The 17,113-nt window shown below is 64.9% G+C and carries 13 protein-coding genes; 2 read left to right on the top strand and 11 right to left on the bottom strand.

Annotated elements, in window-relative coordinates:
• Nucleotides 1-132: 132 nt before the first annotated feature.
• The 6 genes from whiA to uvrB all read right to left on the bottom strand — a co-directional run bounded on the left by whiA (nucleotide 133) and on the right by uvrB (nucleotide 9,667).
• Nucleotides 133-1,110 carry a DNA-binding protein WhiA gene (gene whiA / locus LQ955_RS06180; protein ID WP_231027306.1) on the bottom strand — a complete coding sequence of 326 codons (978 nt, stop codon included), beginning with the start codon at nucleotides 1,108-1,110 and terminating at the stop codon, nucleotides 133-135.
• A 67-nt stretch (nucleotides 1,111-1,177) separates the two neighbouring features.
• Nucleotides 1,178-2,056, bottom strand: a complete 879-nt coding sequence (gene rapZ / locus LQ955_RS06175) for an RNase adapter RapZ (RefSeq protein WP_231027305.1) — start codon at nucleotides 2,054-2,056, stop codon at nucleotides 1,178-1,180.
• Nucleotides 2,057-2,264: 208 nt separating this feature from the next.
• On the bottom strand, nucleotides 2,265-4,118 hold the full coding sequence (gene uvrC / locus LQ955_RS06170) for an excinuclease ABC subunit UvrC (protein ID WP_231027304.1): 1,854 nt from the start codon (nucleotides 4,116-4,118) through the stop codon (nucleotides 2,265-2,267).
• Nucleotides 4,115-7,006: an excinuclease ABC subunit UvrA gene (gene uvrA, locus LQ955_RS06165; RefSeq protein WP_231027303.1), complete on the bottom strand. Its 2,892-nt coding sequence runs from the start codon at nucleotides 7,004-7,006 to the stop codon at nucleotides 4,115-4,117. Before uvrA ends, uvrC begins: the two co-directional genes overlap by 4 nt.
• 172 nt (nucleotides 7,007-7,178) lie before the next feature.
• Nucleotides 7,179-7,481 carry a helix-turn-helix domain-containing protein gene (locus LQ955_RS06160; RefSeq protein WP_231027302.1) on the bottom strand — a complete coding sequence of 101 codons (303 nt, stop codon included), beginning with the start codon at nucleotides 7,479-7,481 and terminating at the stop codon, nucleotides 7,179-7,181.
• Between the two features lie 116 nt (nucleotides 7,482-7,597).
• On the bottom strand, nucleotides 7,598-9,667 hold the full coding sequence (gene uvrB, locus LQ955_RS06155) for an excinuclease ABC subunit UvrB (protein WP_231027301.1): 2,070 nt from the start codon (nucleotides 9,665-9,667) through the stop codon (nucleotides 7,598-7,600).
• Nucleotides 9,668-9,765: 98 nt separating this feature from the next.
• Here uvrB and LQ955_RS06150 point away from each other — a divergent pair, with 98 nt between their 5' ends.
• Complete coding sequence (locus tag LQ955_RS06150) at nucleotides 9,766-10,791, top strand: ATP-dependent 6-phosphofructokinase (protein WP_231027300.1); 1,026 nt, start codon at nucleotides 9,766-9,768, stop codon at nucleotides 10,789-10,791.
• 91 nt (nucleotides 10,792-10,882) lie between these two features.
• On the opposite strand, the gene coaE is transcribed toward LQ955_RS06150, so the two are convergent.
• The 5 genes from coaE to LQ955_RS06125 all read right to left on the bottom strand — a co-directional run bounded on the left by coaE (nucleotide 10,883) and on the right by LQ955_RS06125 (nucleotide 16,086).
• On the bottom strand, nucleotides 10,883-11,500 hold the full coding sequence (gene coaE / locus LQ955_RS06145; RefSeq protein WP_231027299.1) for a dephospho-CoA kinase: 618 nt from the start codon (nucleotides 11,498-11,500) through the stop codon (nucleotides 10,883-10,885).
• A 132-nt stretch (nucleotides 11,501-11,632) separates the two neighbouring features.
• Complete coding sequence (gene rpsA, locus LQ955_RS06140) at nucleotides 11,633-13,087, bottom strand: 30S ribosomal protein S1 (protein WP_231027298.1); 1,455 nt, start codon at nucleotides 13,085-13,087, stop codon at nucleotides 11,633-11,635.
• Between the two features lie 142 nt (nucleotides 13,088-13,229).
• On the bottom strand, nucleotides 13,230-13,895 hold the full coding sequence (locus tag LQ955_RS06135; RefSeq protein ID WP_231027297.1) for a thymidylate synthase: 666 nt from the start codon (nucleotides 13,893-13,895) through the stop codon (nucleotides 13,230-13,232).
• Nucleotides 13,896-13,905: 10 nt separating this feature from the next.
• Nucleotides 13,906-15,693, bottom strand: coding sequence for a DUF885 domain-containing protein (locus tag LQ955_RS06130; protein WP_231027296.1), 1,788 nt, complete (start codon nucleotides 15,691-15,693; stop codon nucleotides 13,906-13,908).
• A 63-nt stretch (nucleotides 15,694-15,756) separates the two neighbouring features.
• Nucleotides 15,757-16,086, bottom strand: coding sequence for a hypothetical protein (locus LQ955_RS06125; protein WP_231027295.1), 330 nt, complete (start codon nucleotides 16,084-16,086; stop codon nucleotides 15,757-15,759).
• Between the two features lie 206 nt (nucleotides 16,087-16,292).
• On the opposite strand from LQ955_RS06125, the gene LQ955_RS06120 reads away from it, so the two are divergent.
• Nucleotides 16,293-17,108, top strand: a complete 816-nt coding sequence (locus LQ955_RS06120; protein ID WP_231027294.1) for a hypothetical protein — start codon at nucleotides 16,293-16,295, stop codon at nucleotides 17,106-17,108.
• The last annotated feature ends 5 nt before the right edge of the window (nucleotides 17,109-17,113 follow it).

Below are 17,113 nucleotides of genomic sequence, written 5' to 3'. Positions count from 1 at the left end.
TACTCGTAGTGTGGGCAGAATCGCTCCTGCTCACCTGACCATTCTATTGAAGTCAACCGCACGGCCACTGAATGCTTCCCGCACTACTACCCTGCGTGACGCACGGCGAGTGGATGCCCGGCGGCGGTTCGTTCAGTCGTCGAGGTCGGGCGGCAAGTTCGCGTCGGTGCCGGGAATGCCGAGGTCTGAGGCCTTCTTGTCGGCCATGGCGAGCAGCCGGCGGATTCGCCCGGCAATCGCGTCTTTGGTCATCGGCGGGTCGGCGTGGTGGCCCAGCTCATCGAGGCTGGCGTCCCGAAAGTTCAACCGGAGTTCACCCGCGTAACGCAGGTGCTCGGGAACCTCGTCCCCGATGATCTCGAGCGCGCGCTCGACTCGGGAGCAGGCGGCCACGGCGGCCTGGGCCGAGCGACGCAGGTTGGCGTCGTCGAAGTTGACCAGCCGGTTCGCGGTGGCGCGCACCTCGCGCCGCTGTCGCATCTCTTCCCATTTGGCGACGGACTGGCTCGCGCCCATCAGCCCGAGCATCGCGGCGATCGATTCGCCGTCGCGGATGACGACGCGGTGCACGCCGCGCACCTCGCGGGCCTTCGCTGAGACGTGCAGACGCGCGGCGGCACCGACGAGCGCCATGGCGGATTCGTTGCCGGGGCACACCACCTCCAGAGCCGCCGAGCGGCCCGGATCGGTCAGCGAGCCCTGCGCCAGAAACGCTCCGCGCCAGACGGCCCCGAGCTCTTCGGCAGACCCGGTGGTGAGCCGATTGGGGAGGCCTCTGATGGGGCGCCGCCGGGCATCCAGCAGCCCCGTCTGGCGCGCGAGAGTTTCGCCGCCGTCGAGCACGCGCACGAGATAGTAGCTGTTGCGCCGCACTCCCGAGGCGGCGACGAGCGACACGTCGCCGCGCACGCCGTACAGTTCGGCGAGATCTTTACGAACGCGCTTGACGAGGTCGGGGCTGTCGAGTTCGGCCTCGATCGCGATGCGGCCCGAGATGAGGTGCAAGCCGCCGGCGAAGCGCAAGATGGTCGCCAATTCGGCCGCACGTGCGGCCGTCTTGCTGACGACCACACCGGTCAGTTCGTTCTTGACGTCGGCGGTGAGGGCCACTGAATTCCATCTCCTTCATGCGACACGAGTACCGGTGTTCGCCTCGTGGGCGGCGGGTGTCGTGTCGTTATTCGCGCCCGAGGTCGCGGTGCTTCACGCTCACTGCGACGCCGGGATTGGTGCTGATCAGTTCCGCGAGTTTGCGGGCGACCGCCACCGAGCGGTGTTTACCGCCTGTGCAGCCTATGGCAATTGTCGCGTGACGTTTGTTCTCTCGCTGGTAGCCGGCCAATACAGGGGCCAGGGCTTTGGCGTAGTTCTCGATGAAATCTTCGGCGCCCTCTTGGGCGAGAACGTAGTCGCTGACCTCGACGTCGAGGCCGGACTTGTCACGCAGTTCGGGAATCCAGAACGGGTTCGGAATGAAGCGGCAGTCGGCGATGCCGTCGGCGTCGCTCGGTGCACCGTACTTGAACCCGAAACTCATCACCGTGACCTGAACGCCGGCGGTGTCGACCGCCGAGAACCGCTCGGCGACGAGCGTGGCGAGCTGGTGGATGTTCAGGTCTGAGGTATCGATGACGATATCGCTCGACTCCCGAATCGGCGTCATGCGCGCTCGTTCGGCGCCGATGCCGTCTAGCAGGGTGCCGTTGCCCTGCAGCGGATGCGGTCGCCGCACTTGCTCGAAGCGCCGTACTAGCGCTGCATCCGTCGCCTCGAGAAACACCATGCGCAACTGAATGCCGCTGCGGAGGTCTTCGATGATGACCTGCAGATCGCTGAAGAAGTCACGCCCGCGCACGTCGACCACAGCGGCGAGACGCGGCAACGCCCCGCCCGCGCGCTCGGCGAGATCGACGAGCGGACGCAGCATCTGCGGCGGCAGGTTGTCGACGACGTACCAGCCGAGATCTTCGAGCGCGTTGGCCACGGTCGAGCGCCCGGCGCCCGACATGCCGGTCACAATGAGCACTTCCTGCTGGTCGGCAGTGTCGAGTGTCATCGTGTGGGTGCTTTCGCCTCGTCGGTGTTGTCGTGAAGTTTCGACTCTAAGACTATCGGGCCGCCCGCAGCGCGGAGGCGGTGCGGCTGTGCAGACGGCGCCTCCCCCGCGGCGTGCGCTGAAACGTAGGAGAATCCGACAGGGAACCGCCCTATGCGGCGCACCCCATCGAATTCGCCTACGTTTCTGGGACGCGAATGGCTCGGTGTTAGGCGCGGAGTTGCTCGACGATGGAGGCGGCGAGGGTGGGGCCGACGCCCTTGACCTCGCCGATCTGCTCGGCAGTCGCCTCCTTCAGCTTGCTGACGGAGCCGAACTCCTTGAGAAGGGTCTTCACGCGCGCCGGGCCGAGACCCGGGATCTCGGAGAGCACCGAAGTGATGTCGCGCTTGCGGCGGGTTCGCTGGTGTGTAATGGCGAAACGGTGGGCCTCGTCGCGGATGCGCTGCATCAAGAAGAGTGCCTCGCTGCCGCGGGGCAGGATGACCGGGTAGTCGTCATTCGGAAGCCAGATCTCTTCGAGCCGCTTCGCCAGACCGCACAAGAAGATGCCTTCGACGCCCGATTCTTCGAGAGCGCGGGCGGCCGCCTGCACCTGCGGTTGGCCGCCGTCGACGATGAGCAAGTTCGGCGGGTACGAGAACTTCTTGGTGCCGGTGTCGGAATCGGCGCGCTCGGAACCTTCGCGTAGGTAGGCCAAGCGCCGGGTGATGACCTGGTAGATCGAGTCGGTGTCGTCGGTGGTCTCGGGAATGGTGAAGCGCCGGTACTGGTCTTTGCGAGAAAGACCGTCTTCGAAGACGACCATCGACGCGACCACGTTGGTGCCGCCGAGGTGCGACACGTCGAAGCACTCCATGCGCAGGGGGGCGTCGGGCATCCCGAGGGCCTGCTGAATGTCGGTGAGGGCCTCGGTGCGTGCCACGAAGTCGGTGCTGCGCCTCGTCTTGTAGAGCATCAGCGCGTTCTTCGCGTTGAGCGTTGCGGTCTGCATGAGCGCCGCCTTCTCGCCGCGCTGCGCGGTCTTGAGAGCGACCTTCGATGTGCCGCGGCGTTCGGAGAGCCACACCTCGAGCTCGTGGGCGTCGTCGGGCAGGTCGGGAACGATGATTTCGCGCGGCGGAATCTGACCTTCATAGGCGGTCTGCAGAATCGAATCCACGAGTTCGGCCGTGGTCAGATCGAGCTCTTTGTCGACCATCCACGCGCGCACACCCCGGATGCGCCCGCCGCGCACGACGAACTGCTGCACCGCCGCGGCGAGTTCGTCGTGCTCGATGCCGAACAGGTCGGTGTCGACGCTGTCGGCGAGCACCACGTTGCTCTTGGCCAGCACGGCGTCGAGAGCCTGCAGCTGGTCGCGGTAGCGGGCCGCTTTCTCGTACTCCTGCGCCTCGGAGGCGGCCTTCATCTTCTTGGTCGCCTCGGTGACAAAACGCTTGTCGTGGCCGTTCATGAAGGCGATGAAGTCGTTGACGATCTCGCGGTGCTCTTCGATGGTCACCTTGCCCGAGCAGGGGCCGCCGCAGCGGCCGATCTGGCCGGGAAAACACGGGCGACCGCTCTGCATGGCCTTCTTGTAGCTCGAGTCGGAGCACGTGCGAATGGGGAAGGCCTTGATCATCAGGTCGATGGTGTCGTGCACCGCCCAGATCTTCGGATACGGCCCGAAGTACTTGGCGCCCTTGATCTTCTGGTTGCGTGTCACCATGACGCGAGGCGCTTCGTCGGCGAGAGTGATCGCCATGAATGGATACGTCTTGTCGTCGCGGAACTTCACGTTGAAGGGCGGCTCGAACTCCTTGATCCAGGTGTATTCGAGCTGCAGGGCTTCGACGTCGGTGCCGACGACGGTCCACTCGACGCTGGCGGCGGTAGTGACCATGCGGCGCGTGCGTTCGTGCAGGCTGCGCAGCGGTGCGAAGTAGTTGCTGAGGCGGGCGCGCAGGTTCTGCGCCTTGCCTACGTAGAGCACCCGGCCCTTCGCATCACGAAAGCGGTAGACGCCGGGCTGGGTGGGTATTTCGCCCGCCTTGGGGCGATAAGAAACTGTGTCGGTCATGACGCCTTGCGTCTCGTGCCCTCTTCTGCGTCGAGAATCTCTTTCAGAAAGTACCCGGTGTGGCTCTTCTTGACTTTGGCCAGCTGTTCGGGTGTTCCTGTAGCAAGAATTTTACCGCCGCCGGAACCGCCTTCGGGCCCCAGGTCGATGAGCCAGTCGGCCGATTTGATGACGTCGAGGTTGTGTTCGATCACGATGACGGTGTTGCCCTTGTCGACCAGACCGTTCAAGACGAGCAGCAGCTTACGAACATCCTCGAAGTGCAGACCGGTGGTCGGCTCGTCGAGCACGTAGACGCTGCGGCCGTTCGTGCGCCGCTGCAGTTCGGTGGCGAGCTTGACGCGCTGCGCCTCGCCGCCGCTGAGGGTGGTGGCGCTCTGACCGAGCCGCACATATCCGAGACCGACCTCGACCAGCGTCTTCAAGAAGCGATGGATGGCCTGGATCGGCTCGAAGAACTCGGCTGCCTCGGCGATGGGCATGTCGAGCACCTCGGCGATGTTCTTACCTTTGTAGTGCACCGAGAGGGTGTCGCGGTTGTACCGGGCTCCCCCGCACACCTCGCAGGCCACGTACACGTCGGGCAAAAAGTTCATCTCGATCTTGATGGTTCCGTCGCCCGAGCAGGCCTCGCAGCGGCCGCCCTTGACGTTGAAGCTGAACCGGCCGGGCATGTATCCACGCGCCTTCGCCTCGAGCGTGTCACTGAAGAGGTTGCGAATGCGGTCGAATACACCGGTGTACGTCGCCGGGTTCGAGCGCGGCGTGCGGCCGATGGGATTCTGGTCGACGTGCACGACCTTGTCGAGATTCTCGAGCCCGGTGACGCGCTTGTGCTTGCCGGGAATCTTGCGGGCGCCGTTGAGCTGGTTGGCGAGCACGCGATACAGAATGTCGTTGACGAGCGACGACTTGCCCGAGCCGCTCACCCCGGTGACGGCCGTGAAGGTGCCGAGTGGAAACTCGACCGTGACGTTCTTGAGGTTGTTCGCCTCGGCGCCGATGACGGTGATCTTGCGGTTGGGGTCGAGCGGGCGTCGCCGGTCTGGGATCTCGATCGACTTGCGACCGGAAAGATAGTCGCCGGTCAGGCTCTCGCGGTTGTTCAGCAGACCCTCGTACGAGCCGGAGTGCACGACCTTGCCGCCGTTCACGCCGGCGCCGGGGCCGATGTCGACCACCCAGTCGGCGGTGCGGATCGTGTCTTCGTCGTGCTCGACCACGATGAGCGTGTTGCCGAGATTCTTGAGCTTCACGAGCGTCTCGATGAGGCGCCGGTTGTCGCGCTGGTGCAGCCCGATGCTCGGCTCGTCGAGCACGTAGAGCACGCCGGTGAGCCCCGAGCCGATCTGTGTGGCCAACCGGATGCGCTGCGCCTCTCCCCCGCTCAGCGACGCCGCCGCGCGCGCCAGGTTGAGGTAGTTCAGCCCGACCTGAATGAGAAAGTCGAGTCGCAGGCGGATCTCACGCAGCACCTGCGCGGCGATGTGCGCCTCACGATCGGTGAGCGTCAGCTCTGCCATGAAGTCTTGCGCGTCGGTGAGGCTGATGTCGGTGACGTCGGCGATGCTGTGGCCGTTCACCAGAACCGCGAGTACTTCGGGTTTCAGTCGCTTGCCATTGCAGACCGGGCACGGCACCTCACGCAGGTATTCCGCCCAGCGGGCGCGCTGATTGTCGGTTTCGGCCTGCAGGTACTGGCGTTCGATGTAGGGAACCACGCCCTCGAATCCCGAGGTGTAGCTCATCTCGCGGCCGAAGCGGTTCTTCCACTTCACCCGCACCTCGAAGTTGTCGCCGCGCAGCACGGCCTCTTGAACGGTGGAGCTCAACTCGTTCCATGGCGTCGTGAGGTCGAAGTTGAGGTCGCGAGCGAGGCCCTCGAGCAGCTTCTCGTAGTAGTTGTAGAGGCCCTTGCCTTGCGTCGTCCACGGAATGATGACACCCTCAGCGATGCTGAGCTCGGGGTCGCCCAAGAGCAGATCGGCATCCACCGACATACGCGTGCCGAGGCCGGAGCACTCGGGGCACGCGCCGAACGGAGCGTTGAACGAGAACGTGCGCGGCTCGATCTCGGTGAGCTGGATCGGGTGCTGGTTGGGGCAGCTCAGCTTCTCGCTGAAGGTCTGCCAGGCATCCGGACCGTCGGCGTCGACGTAGTTCACCTGCACGAGACCGTCGGTGAGCCGCAGGGCCGTCTCGAGCGAGTCGGTGAGTCGGCTCAGAATGTCGGGGCCGGCCACCAGCCGGTCGACCACGACAGAGATGTCGTGTTTGATCTGCTTCTTCAGCTTAGGCGGGTCGTTCAACTGGATGATGTCGCCGTCGACGACCGCACGCGAGTAGCCGCCCGCCGCCAGCTCTTTGAAGAGGTCGACGAACTCGCCCTTCTTCTGCGAGATGACCGGGCTCACCACCTGGTACCGGATGCCCGTCTCGAGTTCCATCAACTGATCGGCTATTTGCTGCACGGTCTGCGCCGAGATCTGCTCGCCGCAGACGGGGCAGTGCGGAATGCCGATGCGCGCCCAGAGCAGGCGCATGTAATCGTAGATCTCGGTGATGGTGCCGACAGTCGACCGCGGGTTGCGGTTGGTCGACTTCTGGTCGATGCTGACCGCGGGGCTCAGGCCCTCGATGAAGTCGACGTCGGGTCGGTCGACCTGACCGAGAAACTGGCGCGCGTAGGCGCTGAGGCTCTCGACGTAACGACGCTGCCCCTCGGCGAAGATCGTGTCGAAGGCAAGCGACGACTTTCCGGAGCCAGAAAGCCCCGTGAAAACCACCAGTGAATCGCGCGGAATGTCGAGGTCGACGTTACGCAGATTGTGTACGCGGGCCCCGCGTACGCTCAGTTTTCCGACGGAATCTACCTTTGTAATCGACACTCCAGAAGTCTATGTTGCGCCACCGACACTGCCTCCCCTCCCGGCCCCGCCTTCGCTACGGGCGCACTTACGACCGTGCGGGTGAGGCAGTTGTGACACTTTTGAGGCCGACGTAACCACCTCAAAAGAGTCGAAACGACCTCACAGGTGGGGCGCGCGGTCGACGGCGGAGCTAGGAGCGTTCGTCAGCGCGAGCGGCGATGAGGTCGGCGGCCGTCACGTGGTGGGTGCGGCCGGGAAGCATGGCGGGCGTTAGGCCGGTGAGCCACTCCCCCGGGTCGATGCCCAACGGGCCCGCCAGCGCGACGATCGTCGCGAGGTTCGGGTTGGAGTTGCCGCGCTCGATCTTGCCGATGTTCGAGAAGTGGATGTCGGCGAGCTCGCCGAGATCTTCTTGGCTGATTCCGATGCGCAAACGGGCCGCTTTGACTCGCTCGCCGAGAATGCGAGACGCTTCAGAACGTATGCGTGTCATGCCTCAAGCCTGCGTTTCGCAGGCTTTTGACTCCATAGATCTTGTACCTGAGGCACTTATGCCTGAGGTACGGAGTCGCAGTTACACAACCCAGCGCTAGCGCCGGAGGCAACGCGTTAGATATGCCCGGCCTTCTCCATTTGGCGCAACTCGTGTTTGAGGTCGCCGAGCTCGTCGCGCAGGCGCGCCGCAAGCTCGAACTTGAGTTCGGCGGCGGCCGTCATCATCTGGGTGTTGAGGTCGGCGATGATCGACTCGAGCTCATTTGCGCCGGCGGCCGCGATGCCCTCACGGCGCAGATTCGGCGTTGGGCTCCGTTTGCGGCCGTTACCACCCCGAGAGGCCAGCAATTGCTCGGTATCGGCGCCCTCGCGAGCCAGCAGCTCGGTGATGTCGTTGATCTTCTTGCGCAGCGGCTGCGGATCGACTCCGCGCTCGAGGTTGTAGGCGACCTGCTTCGCACGCCGACGGGTGGTCTCGTCGATCGCCCGGGCCATCGAATCCGTCATGACATCGGCGTACATGATGACCTGACCGGACACGTTACGTGCGGCCCGGCCGATGGTCTGGATGAGCGACGTCGACGATCGGAGGAAACCTTCTTTATCGGCATCCAGAATCGCGACCAGCGACACCTCGGGCAGGTCGAGACCCTCGCGCAAGAGGTTGATGCCCACGAGCACGTCGTAAACTCCTGCGCGCAATTCGGTCAGCAGCTCGACCCGGCGCAGCGTGTCGACATCGGAGTGCAGGTAACGCACGCGCACCCCATGCTCCCCCATGAAGTCGGTGAGCTCTTCGGCCATCTTCTTGGTGAGAGTGGTGACGAGAATGCGCTCGTCTTTGGCGACTCTGATGCGAATCTCTTCGAGCAGGTCGTCGATCTGACCTTTCGAGGGCTTCACCACGATCTCCGGGTCGATGAGCCCAGTGGGCCGGATGATCTGCTCGACAACTCCGTCGGCCAGCCCCATCTCGTACTTGCCCGGGGTCGCCGAGAGATAGACCTTCTGGCCGACCTTGTTGTTGAACTCGTTCCAGCGCAGCGGCCGGTTGTCGAGCGCACTCGGAAGCCGGAAGCCGTGCTCGACCAGCGTGCGCTTGCGTGACGAGTCGCCTTCGTACATGGCGCCGATCTGCGGCACGGTGACGTGCGATTCGTCGATCACCACGAGAAAGTCGTCGGGAAAGTAGTCGATGAGGCAGTGCGGCGCTTCACCGGGCTGGCGGCCGTCGATATGCCGCGAGTAGTTCTCGATGCCCGAGGTGAAGCCGATCTGCTGCATCATTTCGAGGTCGAAGGTCGTGCGCATTCTGAGCCGCTGAGCCTCGAGCAGTTTGCCCTCGCGTTCGAGTTGCGTGAGTCGCAGGGCCAGTTCTTCTTGAATGGTTCCGATAGCGCGGTGCATGACGTTCGTGTCGGCGACGTAGTGCGAGCCGGGGAAGACGGAGATGGCGTCGCGTTTGGTGACGATGTCGCCCGTCAACGGGTGAAGCGTGTACAGCGCCTCGATCTCGTCGCCGAACATCTCGATGCGGATCGCCAGTTCTTCGTACATCGGAATGATCTCGATGGTGTCGCCGCGAACGCGGAAGTTGCCGCGCGAGAAATCGACATCGTTGCGCTGGTACTGCATGGAGATGAACTTACGGATGAGCCAGTCTCGGTCGACCTTCATGCCCACCTGTAAGGCCATCATGGCGTTCATGTACTGCTCTGGAGTGCCGAGGCCATAGATGCACGACACCGTCGAGACGACGACCACGTCGCGCCTGCTCAGCAGCGAGTTCGTGGTGGAGTGCCGCAACCGCTCGACCTCGGAGTTGATCGAGCTGTCTTTCTCGATGAACGTATCGGTCTGCGGCACGTACGCCTCTGGCTGGTAGTAGTCGTAGTACGACACGAAGTACTCGACCGCGTTGTTCGGCATGAGCTCGCGGAACTCGTTCGCTAGCTGCGCCGCGAGCGTCTTGTTGTGGGCCAGAACGAGGGTGGGGCGCTGCACGGCCTCGATGAGCCAGGCGGTGGTGGCCGACTTGCCCGTACCGGTTGCGCCCAACAGAACCACGTCGGTTTCACCGGCGTTGATGCGTGCCGTCAGCTCGGCGATCGCCGCCGGCTGGTCGCCACTGGGGGTGTAGTCGCTGACGACTTCAAAGGGGCGAACAGAGCGAGTTGGTTCCATGCAATAAGTTTACGTAGAGGCACTGACACTGCCTCCCCTGCGACGGAAACCCCGGTACGCCCAAAGCCGAATCCACTGAGAGAGAACGTAGGTACACGATGCGAATCGGAATTCTGACAAGCGGTGGCGACTGCCCCGGCCTCAACGCGGTCATCCGTGGTGTCGTCTTGAAGGGAACCGAGATCAACGGGCAAGAGTTCGTCGGGTTCAGGGGCGGCTGGCGCGGAGTCGTCAACAGCGACCTGATAGAACTCGGGCGTGCCAACGTGCGCGGCATCTCGAAAGAGGGCGGCACCGTTCTCGGCACGTCACGCACGAACCCCTTCGAGGGTGATGGCGGCCCCGATCGCATCCTCGAGAACATGCAGCGCGAAGGTATCGACGCCATCATCGCCATCGGTGGCGAGGGCACCTTGGCTGCCGCCAAACGGCTCACGGATGCCGGGCTCAAGATCACCGGAGTGCCGAAGACCATCGACAACGACCTCGATGCGACCGACTACACGTTCGGCTTCGACACAGCCGTGCAGATCGCCACCGACGCGATGGATCGACTTCGCACCACCGGCGACGCGCACAGCCGCTGCATGGTCGCCGAGGTGATGGGTCGGCACGTCGGCTGGATCGCGCTGCACTCCGGCATGGCCGCGGGCGCTCACGCCATTCTCATCCCCGAGCAGAAGACCACGATGGAGCAGATCGCCGACTGGGTCGAGAGCGCCAACGCTCGCGGACGCTCACCGCTCGTCGTCGTCGCCGAGGGGTTCGTGCCCGGCGAGGCCGACGACGCGCACTCCGAGCGCGGACTCGACGCCTTCGGCCGACCCCGGCTCGGAGGGATCGGCGAGCGGCTCGCGCCCATGATCGAAGAGATGACCGGCATCGAAACGCGCGCGACCACGCTCGGCCACATTCAGCGCGGTGGGGTTCCCAGCGCCTACGACCGCGTGCTCGCGACGCGGCTCGGCATGGCGGCGAGCGACTCGGTGCTCGAAGAGCGCTGGGGCCAGATGGTGGCATTGCGCGGCACCGACATCGTTCACGTCGGCTTCGAAGAGGCTCTCGGCAGGCTCAAGACCGTGCCGCAGCAACGCTACGACGAGGCGGCCCTGCTCTTCGGCTGAGGCCGCTGCGGCGGCGTATCTCCGTTTCGCGCGTCGATTTCTGCCGCAAACAGCGAGTGGATGCGGCCAAAATCGACGCGCGAGGCCGGGTTCAGGCGGTGGATGCCCGGGAGAGCTCTACGAGGCGAGCCCAAAGGGCATCCGACTGCCCCAGGGTTTCGGCCAGGGTGCCGTCGGAATCGATGACGATGTCGGCGATGGCGAGCCGTTCGGCTTCGGTCGCCTGCGAGGAGACGCGCTTCTGCGCCTCGCTGCGGGTGAGGTTGCGGTGCTTGATGAGCCGCTCGATGCGCGTCTCGTCATCGGCGTGCACGACCACGATGAGGTTGAATCGCCGGGGAAGCTTGGACTCGGCCAGCAGCGGAACGTCATAAACGACGATCGCATTCGGGTCGTGCGTCTGGGCCTGCTCGATGTAGCTGTTGCTGAGGTCGAGAACAGCCGGATGCACGATGGCGTTCAGTTTTGCGAGTTCGCTCGCGTTACCGAACACGATGGCGCCCAGCGCCGGCCGGTCGAGCGACCCGTCGGGGCGAATGAGGTGCTGCCCGAAGGTCTCTGCGATCTGCCGCAGGGCATCGGTGCCGGGCTCGACGACGTCGCGGGCGACTTGGTCCGCGTCGATGTGCACGGCCCCGTGCTCGGCGAGGCGCGTGGCGACGGTTGACTTGCCAGAGGCGATTCCGCCCGTGAGACCGATCAGGTACATCTGAATATCGTATCGAAACGGATGCCCGCTGCCGGGCATCCGGTGCCCGCGACGTAACACGGCAGAACGCCGAAACGGCCGCCCTCCCGAAGGAGAACGGCCGTCTTGGTGTGAAAACGGTGATCCGAAGGATCAGCTATTTGAGCTGAGCTTCTCGCGAAGCGCGGCGAGCGTCTCGTCGTCGGCAAGGGTGCCGGCGCCGGTGGACTCGCTCGAGAAGGAGGAACCGGCCGAAGCGGTGGAGGAGCCCTCAGGCTGCTCTTCGTTCGACGTGGCGACCTGCTTCTTGTGCGCTTCCCAGCGAGCCTGGGCGGCAGCGTAGTCCTGCTCCCACTTCTCGCGCTGGGTCTCGAAGCCCTCGCGCCACTCGTTGGTCTCCGGGTCGAAGCCTTCGGGGTACTTGTAGTTGCCCTGGTCGTCGTACTCGGTGAGCATTCCGTAGAGTGCCGGGTCGAACTCGGTGCCCTCGGGGTCGACACCCTCGTTGGCCTGCTTGAGGCTCAGCGAGATGCGGCGACGCTCGAGGTCGATGTCGATGACCTTGACGAACACGTCGTCGCCGACCGAGACAACCTGCTCGGCGAGTTCGACGTGCTTGCCCGACAGCTCGGAGATGTGCACGAGGCCCTCGATGCCCTCTGCGACGCGAACGAACGCGCCGAAGGGAACGAGCTTGGTGACCTTACCCGGTGCAACCTGGCCGATGGCGTGGGTGCGGGCGAAGACCTGCCACGGGTCTTCCTGCGTCGCCTTGAGCGACAGGGAGACGCGCTCGCGCTCGAGGTCGACTTCGAGAATCTCGACGGTGACCTCTTGGCCGACCTCGACGACCTCTGAAGCGTGCTCGATGTGCTTCCAGCTGAGCTCGGAGACGTGAACCAGTCCGTCGACGCCGCCGAGGTCGACGAATGCGCCGAAGTTGACGATCGACGAAACGACACCCTTGCGAACCTGGCCCTTTTGGAGGTTGTTCAGGAACGTGGTGCGGCTCTCGCTCTGCGTCTGCTCGAGCAGCGCGCGGCGGCTCAGAACGACGTTGTTGCGGTTCTTGTCGAGTTCGAGGATCTTCGCTTCGATCTCCTGGCCGAGGTACGGCGTGAGGTCACGAACGCGGCGCAACTCGATGAGCGATGCCGGCAAGAAGCCACGGAGGCCGATGTCGACGATGAGCCCGCCCTTGACGACCTCGATGACCGAACCGGTGACAACACCGTCGGCGTCTTTGATCTTCTCGACGTCGCCCCAGGCACGCTCGTACTGAGCGCGCTTCTTCGACAGGATGAGGCGGCCTTCTTTGTCTTCTTTCTGAAGAACGAGGGCCTCGACCAGGTCGCCGACCTGTACGACCTCAGTGGGGTCGACGTCGTGCTTGATGGAAAGTTCGCGGGAGGGGATTACACCCTCGGTCTTGTAACCGACGTCGAGCAGAACCTCGTCGCGGTCAATCTTTACAACGGTGCCTTCGATGAGGTCTCCGTCGTTGAAGAACTTCAGTGTCTTCTCGACCGCGGCAAGAAAGTCTTCAGCAGACCCGATGTCGTTGACGGCGACCTGCTTGGGTGCCCTGTCGGTCGTTACGATTGTCATGTAGTAGTTGCTCCAGTATGGACATATTTCGGGCCGCACAGCAGAAAGCTCACACTTTTCGATGGTGGGAGTTTCGTCACCGCACGGCGATGGATGAATCGATGTCGACGCAAATTGCGCCAATCAATCTTAGCCCCTGGAATCAGGTAGCGGCAACCGCGACGATCTGCCCCATCTCGGCTCGTTCGGTGTCGTAGATGTGGGCCGACTTCACGATGAACCGCAGCGTTCCCACCGGGAGCTGCAGGGCATCCGCCACCTGGTGCTGGATGATCGCCAGCTCGGTGAGGTTGCCGTACCCTTTGGCGCCGAAGTCGATGCTGTGCGCGTAGACCACCAGCTCGACACGTTTCTCACCAGGGCGGCCCGGCTGGTCGCGCAGCCAGAAGTCGAGCAGACTGACGCACGGGATGTACGTGGTGTCGATGAGCGGTTCGAACGTCGTGATGGTCGCCGACCGGCTGGTGGGGTCACTGCGCAGGCGGTCGATGACCCAGGCCATCTGGTCACGGCCTGTCGCTGCGTAGTCGAAGAAGCGGCTGGCGTAGCTGCGAGCACCCCCGAGCGCTTCGACTCTTTCATGGTCGACGAAGTTGGCCCGCATCCAGGCCAGGCGTGTCGGGTCGCCGAAGCGGGCGATGAGTTCGTCGTTCGGGTCTGGAGCCTCAACCACAAGCGTCGCGTGCTCGATCTCGAGAATCGGCAGGCCGTCGTAGTGCTCGGGTACGCCCTCGTCGAGGATGACTCGCGCGACCCCGAGCCAGGCTTCGCCGATGGTGTCTCGGTGGATGATCGCGCCAGAACTCATAGTGTCGCCTTCACTTCGTGAGGGCGGAGACGAGGGTGTCGAGGCCGACGCCGCCGAGGTCGAGGGCGCGACGATGGAACTCGCGCATGTCGAAGGCGGCGCCTTGCTTGGCACGGTAGTCGGCGCGCAGCTGCTCCCAGATGCGCTGGCCGACTTTGTAGGAGGGGGCCTGGCCCGGCCAGCCGAGGTAACGGTTGACCTCGAAGCGCACGAAACCGTCGTTCATGTTGACGTTCTTGCGTAAGAAGTCGAGGGCGTACGGCGCATCCCACACGCCGGTGCCGTCGAGTCGTGGCTTGCCGAGGTGCACACCGATGTCGAGCACGACGCGGGCCGCGCGCAGGCGCTGGCCGTCGAGCATGCCGAGCCGGTCGGCCGGGTCGTCGAGATAGCCGAGTTCTTGCATGAGGCGCTCGGCGTACAGCGCCCAGCCTTCGGCGTGACCAGAGGTGCCGGCGAGCTGACGGCGCCAGGTGTTCAGTTTGTCGCGGTTCACCACGGCCTGCCCGATCTGCAGGTGGTGGCCGGGAACGCCCTCGTGAAAGACGGTGGTCAGCTCGCGCCAGGTGTCGAACTCGGTGACGCCCTCCGGCACCGACCACCACATGCGGCCGGGGCGCGAGAAGTCGTCGGTCGGGCCGGTGTAGTAGATGCCGCCCTCGTTGGTGGGTGCAATGAGGCACTCGAGCGTCTTGATCTCGTCGGGGATGTCGAACTGGCTCACGGAGAGCTCGGCGACCGCACGGTTGCTGGTCTCCTGCATCCAGCGCTGCAGAGCCTCGGTGCCGTGCAGTTTGCGCGACGTATCGGCGTCGAGGTGCGCGATGGCCTCGAGTACGGTCGCGCCGGGGAGGATCTCGCGGGCGATCGACTCCTGCTCGGCCACCATTCTGGCGAGCTCGTCGACACCCCACTCGTAGGTCTCGTCGAGGTCGATGGTGGCGCCGAGGAACTTGCGGGATTCGAGGGCGTAGATCTCGCGGCCGACGCCGTCGTGCTCGGTGGCGGCGGGCATCAACTCCTGGGTCAAGAACTCGGCGAAGCGATCGTAGGCCGCGGAGGCGACCTCGGCCCCGTGGGTGAGCTGGCGCACGAGGGAGTCTGGCAGGGCATCCGGTGCCTGCGCCCCGGAACCGGGCTCACCGGGAAGGAGCGGCGAGGCCGACGAATCGGGATTGGCGGCCGAGCGCACCAGGTTGTAGAAGAAGCCGTCTTCGCCCACGTTCTTCTTCGCCTGGGTCAGCACTTCTCGCACCTGCCGCCTGGCCGGCGTGATGCCCTCTCTGATGCCCTCGCGCAGGGTGTCGATGTAGCTGTCGAGGGCGATTCCGACGTTCGAGAGGCGGGTCGCCGCGACCTCCCAATCGTCGACGGTCTCGGTGGGCATGAGGTCGTAGACCTCGCGAATCTCTTGCGACGGAGACTCGATGACGTTCAGGTCGCGCAGCTGCAGTCGCGCCTCCGCGCTCTCGAGAGTGAGGCGCAGCGAGCTGCCGAGGTCGGCCAGAGTGACGGCATCGACGTCGTCGAGCGGCTTTTCGCTCTCGAGTTCGCCGAGGGTGCTGCGCACCTCGCCCAGCAGCTGGTCGTGGCCCGCCGGCGAGTAGTCTGCGTAGCGGTCGTTCGCCTCGTTGTGCCCGATATAGGTGCCAACCGCGGGTTGCAGGCGCACCAGTGTGTCGACCCAGCGCTCAGCGATGGCGTCGATGGGGGTCGGGGTGCGTGCTGCAGCGTCGGGGCGGGTGTCGCCCGAGTGGATGCTCGGGCCGGAGGTTTCGGAGCTGGTGGAGTCGATCATCCATTCAGCTTATGCCTGCGTGTGCCGAGCCATCGGGCCGGGGCGTCAGGCTGTGGATAACTTTCAGTGCGGGTGCGATGCGGGCTTCGGATGCCCGGGAATCGAGTCGCCGCTCATGTTCAGTTCGGCGGGGTCGACCTCGACGTCACCGTCGTCATCGGGGCCGCCGGTGCCGGGCAGAACGAGGATGTCGGCCTGGTTGATGTCGGAATCGATTGCCGCGCTCGCGGCGACGCTGTCGTCTTGCAGCGCCTCGGTCTCGTCTTCGCTCGCCGGGTCGTAGGCGCGGTCGAGAGCCGTGAGATCGCGGTCGCTCAGCCCATGCTTCGAGTGGTGCTTGGCGGCGTCATGCTCGGCATGGCGGGTCTCGCGGGCTTCTCTGTCGAAGGTCATGGGGCAACGCTACGCGATATGGGGGTGCGATTCCAGCGGTGTCGGTGGATGGATCTACCGTGTGCAGTGGAGAGACGTGAGCCTGTCGCGATGCATATCGTGCGGCTGCGCGTGACGCCGTGACGACACGCCGAGAGGCGCGATTTCGGGGCGATTCAGGCCGGTTTCGCATTGACTTATTCGAACATATATTCGAATATTAGGTGGTGTCTGAACCAGCCGTTCTTCTCGCCGAAGCCACCCCGGGCCCCGCCCGCGTGGCCGTTTCGGCTGCGTCGGGCACGACTGCGACGGGTGCAGCTGCGTCGGGCACGGTGCGCGAACTGCAAGAACGCATCAAGCAGATGCAGAGCACGAAGCTGTCGACCCGCAGCCTGCAGACCGTGCCTGCCTTGGCGCCGCTGTTGCCGGGGGGCGCGCTGCAGGCGGGCGCGTCGTATTCCGTCGAGGGGTCGCAGGCGCTGCTGATGGCGCTGATGGCCGGCCCGTCGGCCGCCGGGGCCTGGTGCGCCGTGGTGGGCATCCCCGACTTCGGGGCAGAGGCGGCGGCGCGCGCCGGAGTAGAGCTCGATCGGTTGGTGCTGGTGCCGCATCCGGGCGACCAGTGGCTCGCGGTCGCCTCGGCCGTCATCGACGTGGTGACGGTGGTGGTCACGGCGACTCCACCGCGCCTCAGCGATGCGGTTGCCGCGCGGCTCGCGGCGCGCATCCGGCAGCGCGAGGCGACGCTCATCGTGCTGGGCTCGTGGGCCGCCAGCGAGGCGACCCTGCGCATCACTGAGAGCAGCTGGGGCGGCATCGGGCAGGGCCACGGGCATCTGGCGAGCAGGCAGGTGGTGGTCAGTTCGGCGGGCAAGGGCTTCTCCGGCCAGAAACGGCAGGCGCGGCTGTGGCTGCCGGATGCCCGGGAGCAGGTTCGCCCGGTGAATCCCGGTTTCGGGGCGGGCGCCGAGGGCGGCTGGGCGCAGACCGACCGTGCAGACGAGTGGGCGGCTTTCGCGCCCGAGAAGCTGGCGGGGTGATCGGG

The sequence above is a fragment of the Subtercola endophyticus genome (assembly GCF_021044565.1).
GTDB classification, from domain to species: domain Bacteria; phylum Actinomycetota; class Actinomycetes; order Actinomycetales; family Microbacteriaceae; genus Subtercola; species Subtercola endophyticus.
Note: the sequence above shows the minus strand (reverse complement) of the source record. Positions and strands in the feature narration are given on the sequence as shown.

Coding starts and splice junctions, on each gene's coding strand:
- rapZ (WP_231027305.1), bottom strand. CDS start 2,056: ATGACACTCGACACTGCCGACCAGCAGGAAGTGCTCATTGTGACCGGC.
- uvrC (WP_231027304.1), bottom strand. CDS start 4,118: ATGACCGACACAGTTTCTTATCGCCCCAAGGCGGGCGAAATACCCACC.
- LQ955_RS06160 (WP_231027302.1), bottom strand. CDS start 7,481: ATGACACGCATACGTTCTGAAGCGTCTCGCATTCTCGGCGAGCGAGTC.
- uvrB (WP_231027301.1), bottom strand. CDS start 9,667: ATGGAACCAACTCGCTCTGTTCGCCCCTTTGAAGTCGTCAGCGACTAC.
- LQ955_RS06150 (WP_231027300.1), top strand. CDS start 9,766: ATGCGAATCGGAATTCTGACAAGCGGTGGCGACTGCCCCGGCCTCAAC.
- coaE (WP_231027299.1), bottom strand. CDS start 11,500: ATGTACCTGATCGGTCTCACGGGCGGAATCGCCTCTGGCAAGTCAACC.
- rpsA (WP_231027298.1), bottom strand. CDS start 13,087: ATGACAATCGTAACGACCGACAGGGCACCCAAGCAGGTCGCCGTCAAC.
- LQ955_RS06135 (WP_231027297.1), bottom strand. CDS start 13,895: ATGAGTTCTGGCGCGATCATCCACCGAGACACCATCGGCGAAGCCTGG.
- LQ955_RS06130 (WP_231027296.1), bottom strand. CDS start 15,693: ATGATCGACTCCACCAGCTCCGAAACCTCCGGCCCGAGCATCCACTCG.
- LQ955_RS06125 (WP_231027295.1), bottom strand. CDS start 16,086: ATGACCTTCGACAGAGAAGCCCGCGAGACCCGCCATGCCGAGCATGAC.